Source organism: Kitasatospora sp. NPDC059803, assembly GCF_042732255.1.
Taxonomy (GTDB): Bacteria; Actinomycetota; Actinomycetes; order Streptomycetales; family Streptomycetaceae; genus Kitasatospora.
On sequence record NZ_JBHWIJ010000339.1, the window covers coordinates 1 to 5,649 of the forward strand.

Here is a 5,649-nt window from a genome sequence, read left to right on the forward strand (position 1 = left end):
GCGCGCGCGCCCCCCCGCCCCCCCGCGGGGGGGGGGGGGGGCGCCCCCCCCCCCCCGACACACGCGTCTCTGGTGCCCCAGGCAGGATTCGAACCTGCGACACCGGCTTTAGGAGAGCCGTGCTCTATCCCCTGAGCTACTGAGGCGGGGCCCGTCTGCGACAAGGCCGTCCACAGCCTACCGGATCGGGGGTGGGGTGGGTGTGGCGGTTGGGGGTGCGGGTGCCGACGAGGGGTCAGGGCGGGTCAAGTAGCCTGCCGGAAAAGTGTTCGACCGCCTTGCCACGCCGTGCGAAGGAGACGAAGGACCCGATGAGACCTGCTGGGCACCCGGTGGTGCGACTGCTGGGGCAGGTGTGGGTGTGGCCCGCGGTGGTGATGCTGGCGGTGGGCGGGTACCGGCTGGGGACGCCGGAGCTGTGGCGGGACGAGATGGCGACCTGGACGGTGGCCACCCGGTCGTTGGGCGACCTGCTCCGGCTGCTCCAGCACGTGGACGCCAGCAACGGGGCGTACTACCTGCTGATGCACGGCTGGACGGCGGTGTTCGGCGACTCCGTGGTGGCGCTGCGAATACCCTCCGTGCTGGCGATGGCGGGGGCGGCCGCGTTCGTGGCGCTGACCGCCGAGCGGCTGTTCGGCAACCGGGTGGCGGCGGTCGGCGCGGGGCTGCTGTTCGCGGTGCCGCCGGAGGTGTCGCGGTACGCGCAGGAGGCGCGCGCGTACGCGCTGGTGACCTTCGCGATCGCGGCGGCCACCTGGTTCCTGGTGCGGGCGCTGGAGCGGCCGACGTGGCGGCGGTGGGCGCCGTACTGCGCGGCGATGGCGGTGGCCGGCGCCGGGCACCTGATCTCGTTCAGCACGGTGGCCGGGCAGGCCGCGCTGGTGCTGCTGCAGCTGTGGCGAACGCGCGGGGCGGCGGAGCGGCGGCTGCTGTGGCAGTACCCGGTGGCGGTGGGGGTGGCGGCGGTGCCGGTGCTGCCGGTGGTGCTGCTGGGCAGCCGGCAGTCGGACCGGCAGCTGGGCTGGATCGAGAAGCCGAACCTCGGGGGCCTGGTGCACTTCGGCCAGCACCTGTTCGGCTCGCACACGGTGTTCTACGCCTTCGTGCTGCTGGCGCTGCCGGTGCTGCTGCTGCCGGGCCGGCGGGTGCAGGCCGGGCAGGCGCTGCTGCTCGCGGGGCTGCCGGTGGTGGGCGTGTGGGTGGTGTCGCAGGGCGGCACCTCGTACTTCATCGAGCGGTACCTGCTGTTCACGGTGCCCGCGTGGGCGGTGCTGGCCGGGGGCGGGGTCGGCGCGGTGTACGGCGTCGCGGCGGCCTGGGCGAAACGTTTCCGTGCTCCGGGACCGGCCAGGGCGGCGGTGGGACTGCTGGCGCTGGGACTGCTCGCCGTCCCGGCCGTGGCCGCCCTGCCGAAGCAGCCCGCGGTGCGCTACGTGGGCTCGCACAACGGGTCGGAGGAGCCGTTCCGGGCGGCGGCCGGGGTGATCGCGGCGGGCTACCGGTCCGGGGACGGGATGGCGGCCCCGCTGGGCAACCAGGCCTGGTCGATGGTGTGGCCGGGCGTCAGCTACTACCTGCCGTCGGACGTCCACCCGTACCCGGTGTTCGTCGCGCAGAGCGCCGACGACGCGGAGGAGCTGTCGCCGACGCCGTGCCCGCAGCCGGAGGCCTGCCTGGGGCAGGCGGCGCGGATCTGGCTGCTGGTCCTCGGGGACACCGAGGACCCGCTGACCACCATGCCGGAGGACCAGGCGCAGGCTCTCCGCACGCAGTACGGGGCGCCCGACCAGGTCACGCCGCTCGGCGGGTTCACGGTCGCGCTGCTCGACCGCGACAACTGACGAGCTAGACCCGGAGCGCGCGGCGGCTGACGAGCACCCACCCGGAGCGCGCGGCGACTGACGGGACGGCCCTGGAACACGCGACGGCTGACGAGCATCACCCGGAACACACGGGAACACGACGGAGGGGGAGCCGGGCGAACCGGCTCCCCCTCCGTCGTCGCGGGCTCAGAGCGTGCGCATCAGCCGGGACTGGATGGACGGCGGGTTCAGGTCGGACTGGAGGGCCACCGGGACCTCCGTCTTGTCGTCGCCCGCGCCCACCCGCAGCAGGCCGACCTCCTGGCCGGCCTTCGCGGTGTGGCCGAGCTTGGCCGCGTCCAGGGTGACCGTGCCGGTGATGCCCGGGAAGCCGGCCACCACGAGGTCCTTGGTCGCGACGACCTGGACCTTGCCGCCGAGGCCGTCGTCCACGGTGCCGACGACGTCGCCCTTCTTCACCACGGTCTGGCCGGTCAGGCCGCCCTGCGCGGCCTGGATCTGCTTGCCGCTGACCTTGAGCACGGTCGGCAGGATGCCGTCGCCGGGGTTGGGCGAGGTGGCCTGCTGGCCCAGGGTGACGCCGATGATCAGCCGCTTCACACCGCCGATCTCCTTGTAGGCGGCCCACATCAGGCAGCCGCCGGCCGGGGTGCTGGAGCCGGTCTTGACGCCGATGACCCCGGTCTTCGGGTTGATCAGGTTGTTGGTGTTGGAGATCTTCGCGTTGTTGAGGCTGGTCTCCGGGGTGGAGACGATCTGCCGGAAGATCTCGTCCTGCATGACCTGCTCGGCCAGCTTCAGCTGGTCCTTGGCGGTGGACTTGGTGTCCGCGAGGAAGCCCGCCGGGTCGGCGTAGGTGGTGTTGGTCATGCCGAACTTGGCCGACGTCTCGTTCATCAGCTTGACGAACGCTTCCTCGGAGCCGGAGTGGAAGCGGGCGAGCAACCGGGCCACGTTGTTGGCCGAGGGCAGCATCAGCAGTTCCAGCGCCTGGTACTCGGTGAGCACCTGGCCCTCGGTGAGGGTGACCCGGGACTCGTCGACGTTGCCGGACTCCTGCGCGGCCTGCTTGTCCACGGTGATCTTCGGGCCGCTCTCCCCCTTCTTCAGCGGGAACTTCTGCAGGATCAGGTAGGCGTTCATCACCTTGGTGACGCTGGCGATCGCGGACGGCGTCTCCTGCCCGGAGCTGCCGAGGCTGCCGACGCCGACCACCTCGGCGGCGGACTGGCCCTTGGCCGGCCAGGCGAGGTCGAGCGGGTCGCCGGCGAAGCTGAAGCTGCCCGCGGCGGACATCCGCACCTTGGCGTCCGGCAGCGGGCGCAGCAGCTGGGCCACCACCGCCGCACCGAGCACCACGGCGAGGAAGGCCGTCCAGATGGTGATCCGCTTGAGCGCGCGGCGCAGCGGCGAGACCGGGCGCGCGTTGAGGGTCGCCAGGACCTCCATCGCCTCGGCGGTGTTCTCCGGCGCGGGCGGCGGCTCCGGGAGGGGCAGCGGCTCGGGCTTCGGCAGCGGCGGGACGGGCGGCACCGGCCGCGGGTCGGGGGTGGGCAGCGGCTCGGGGGCCGGGGGGGGGCCGGGCACGGGGGCGGGGGCCGGCTTAGGTAGCGGCTCCGGACCGGGCTGCGGCTCGGGTTCGGGGAGGGGCTTGGGCGCCGGGTGCGGCTCGGGCACCGGCTCCGGGAGCGGGGAGGGCTCGGGCACCGGGGTCGGTGCCGGGGGCTCCGGCACGGTGCCGGACGCGGAGGCGGAGGCCATGGCGGCGCGCGGAAGCCTGGGGTCCTCCGGCGCCTCGGGCTTGGCCGGCTCGGCTGCCGCCTCGTCGGGTTCGTCGCTCTCGGGCGCGGCGGGCGTGGCGGCCTCGGCGGGCGCGGCGGCCTCGGCGGGCGCGGCGGCCTCGGCGGGCGCGGCGGCCTCGGGCGTGTCGCCCTCGGAGGCGGCCTTCTCGCCGGCCTCCCCCGCCCCCTTCTCCGCGTCCTTCTCCGCACTCCCCGCCACGGCTCCCACGCCCGCCGCAGCCGTCCGCATCGTGAGACGCGGGTCGGTTCCGGTCGGCCGCCCGGCCGCCTTCTCCTCGCCGTCGGCGGCCGTCGCGGCCTCCGCCTCCTCGGCCTCACCCTCGGAACTTCCGCCATCGGCGGGCTTGGTCAGCTCCTCGGGCAGCCGCAGCGCGGTGGTCGCACTGTCCACCGGCAGCCGCAGCATCGTGGTCTTGCTGTCCACATCCCGGACACGGAGCTGTACGGTCGAGCCGCGCTTGGCCCCCGCCGCCGGCGCGTCGCCGGGGCCGGTCTCGGCCTCCCGGGTGCCGTTCGCGTTGCCGTCCGGAGCACCGTCCGGGTCCGGGCCCGCGCCGGCGGCCGTCCCGGTCCGCTCGCGTTCGCGCTCCTGCGCCCGCTCGCCGTCCCTCAGCACCCTGTCGGGGGACTCGCCCACGTATCCCAGCCTCCTCAACGCCCGGCGGGGCACCGGCAGACCCGATTTCGGGAAGCCGACGCCCCCCCCCGTGTACCTGTACAGTCTCCGCCACCGCCGGCCGATCCGGCTGCGCACACCCCGCCCGACCGGCGCTTATTGCCGTCGCACGGGCGTACTGCGGTCTGTTCACCGGTCAGACGCCGGGCCCGCCGCCCCCGGTTCCCCGCCTCCACCGCAAGGTCACGATTCGGAGGCGTACTCGACAAGCCCGTGTGAGAGGCGTCACCCTGTCTCTCATCCACGCGGGGAGGCTTGGATGGGCAAGAGCCGCAGAACTGTTCCCGAGGAACTCTTGCTGCTCGCTTTGGACCCGACCACGGGTACCACGGCGCAGCCGCAGACCCTCGACCTCGGACTCGCCGGGGCCCAGCTCGTCGAGCTGTCCCTGGCCGGACGGATCGTACCGGAGGGAGACCGGATCGCTGTCGTGCTCGCACGGCCGACCGGCGACCCGACCTTGGACCACGCACTGGAACTGCTGCGCCGACGCGGCAGTCCGGTCCGCGCGGCGCACTGGATCGGCGGGCCCCGGCTGGGGCTGCGGCAGACCTACCTGGCGCACCTGGAGCGCTGCGGCATGGTCACGGCCGTGCCGGGCCAGGTGTGCGGGGTGCTGCCGACGACCCGTTATCAGGCGTCGGACGACTGCACCAACGCCGCGATCAAACAGCGGCTGGACACCGCCATCCGCACCGGCGTGCCGCCGGACCCGCGGACGGCCGCACTGGCGGCCCTGGCCCATTCCGTGGGCCTGGGCAAGCACCTGTATCCGGGCAACGAGGGCCGGTCCTCGCGGTCGCGGCTGCGCGACCTGATCCGGTACGACCCGCTGGGCGGGATGGTCGCGCACGCCGTGATGGACGTGCAGAACGGCCTGCCGGCGCAGCAGAACCGTTCTTCCCAGGGTTCCGGGGCCGGGACCGGCGCCGGGCGTTCCGGCGCCCGCGCGGCCGGCCGGGGCTCCGGTCGGGTCACCGCCTCACGGGTCGGCGTCCGCTGACCGGGACCGCCCGGGCGCGCGGGACGCCGCACCGATCGCCGTACGGCCTGCGCGGCGCGTGCGGCCCGCACCGCCCGTACGGCCCGTGACAGCGGGCACGACGGGGCACGACGGCACGACGGGGCACCACGGGCCCGGCGGCACCCCCGACGGCGCGCGCCGCCCCGTTCACGCCGCCCGACGGCGCTGAGCAACGGCGCTGAAGGACCCGACGCACCACCGAAGCAGCATCCGCACCACCAGGAGCACGGAGGGGGGGGGGGGGGGCGCGGGGCCGGGGCCGCGCGGCCCCCCCCCCCCCCCCCCCCCCCCCCCCACGCCGCCCGCGAGGGCGTCCAATGG

At 74.8% G+C, this 5,649-nt stretch carries 3 protein-coding genes and 1 tRNA gene; 2 read left to right on the top strand and 2 right to left on the bottom strand.

All coding sequences use genetic code 11. The features are described from left to right. Positions 1-70: 70 nt before the first annotated feature. A tRNA-Arg gene (locus ACFV6I_RS34415) sits at positions 71-146 on the bottom strand. Between the two features lie 165 nt (positions 147-311). Between ACFV6I_RS34415 and ACFV6I_RS34420 the strand changes: the two genes are divergently transcribed. Further along, positions 312-1,844 (top strand): glycosyltransferase family 39 protein, encoded by a 1,533-nt coding sequence (locus ACFV6I_RS34420; protein WP_380429709.1) that lies wholly within the window; start codon positions 312-314, stop codon positions 1,842-1,844. A gap of 168 nt (positions 1,845-2,012) precedes the next feature. Here ACFV6I_RS34420 and ACFV6I_RS34425 read toward each other — a convergent pair whose 3' ends face one another. Further along, the gene (locus ACFV6I_RS34425) at positions 2,013-4,265 is read right to left on the bottom strand and encodes a hypothetical protein (RefSeq protein ID WP_380429711.1); all 2,253 of its coding nucleotides are present in this window, start codon (positions 4,263-4,265) and stop codon (positions 2,013-2,015) included. A 298-nt stretch (positions 4,266-4,563) separates the two neighbouring features. On the opposite strand from ACFV6I_RS34425, the gene ACFV6I_RS34430 reads away from it, so the two are divergent. Continuing rightward, a complete protein-coding gene (locus ACFV6I_RS34430; RefSeq protein ID WP_380342883.1) occupies positions 4,564-5,307 on the top strand; it encodes a GPP34 family phosphoprotein in 744 nt (247 codons plus the stop codon). The last annotated feature ends 342 nt before the right edge of the window (positions 5,308-5,649 follow it).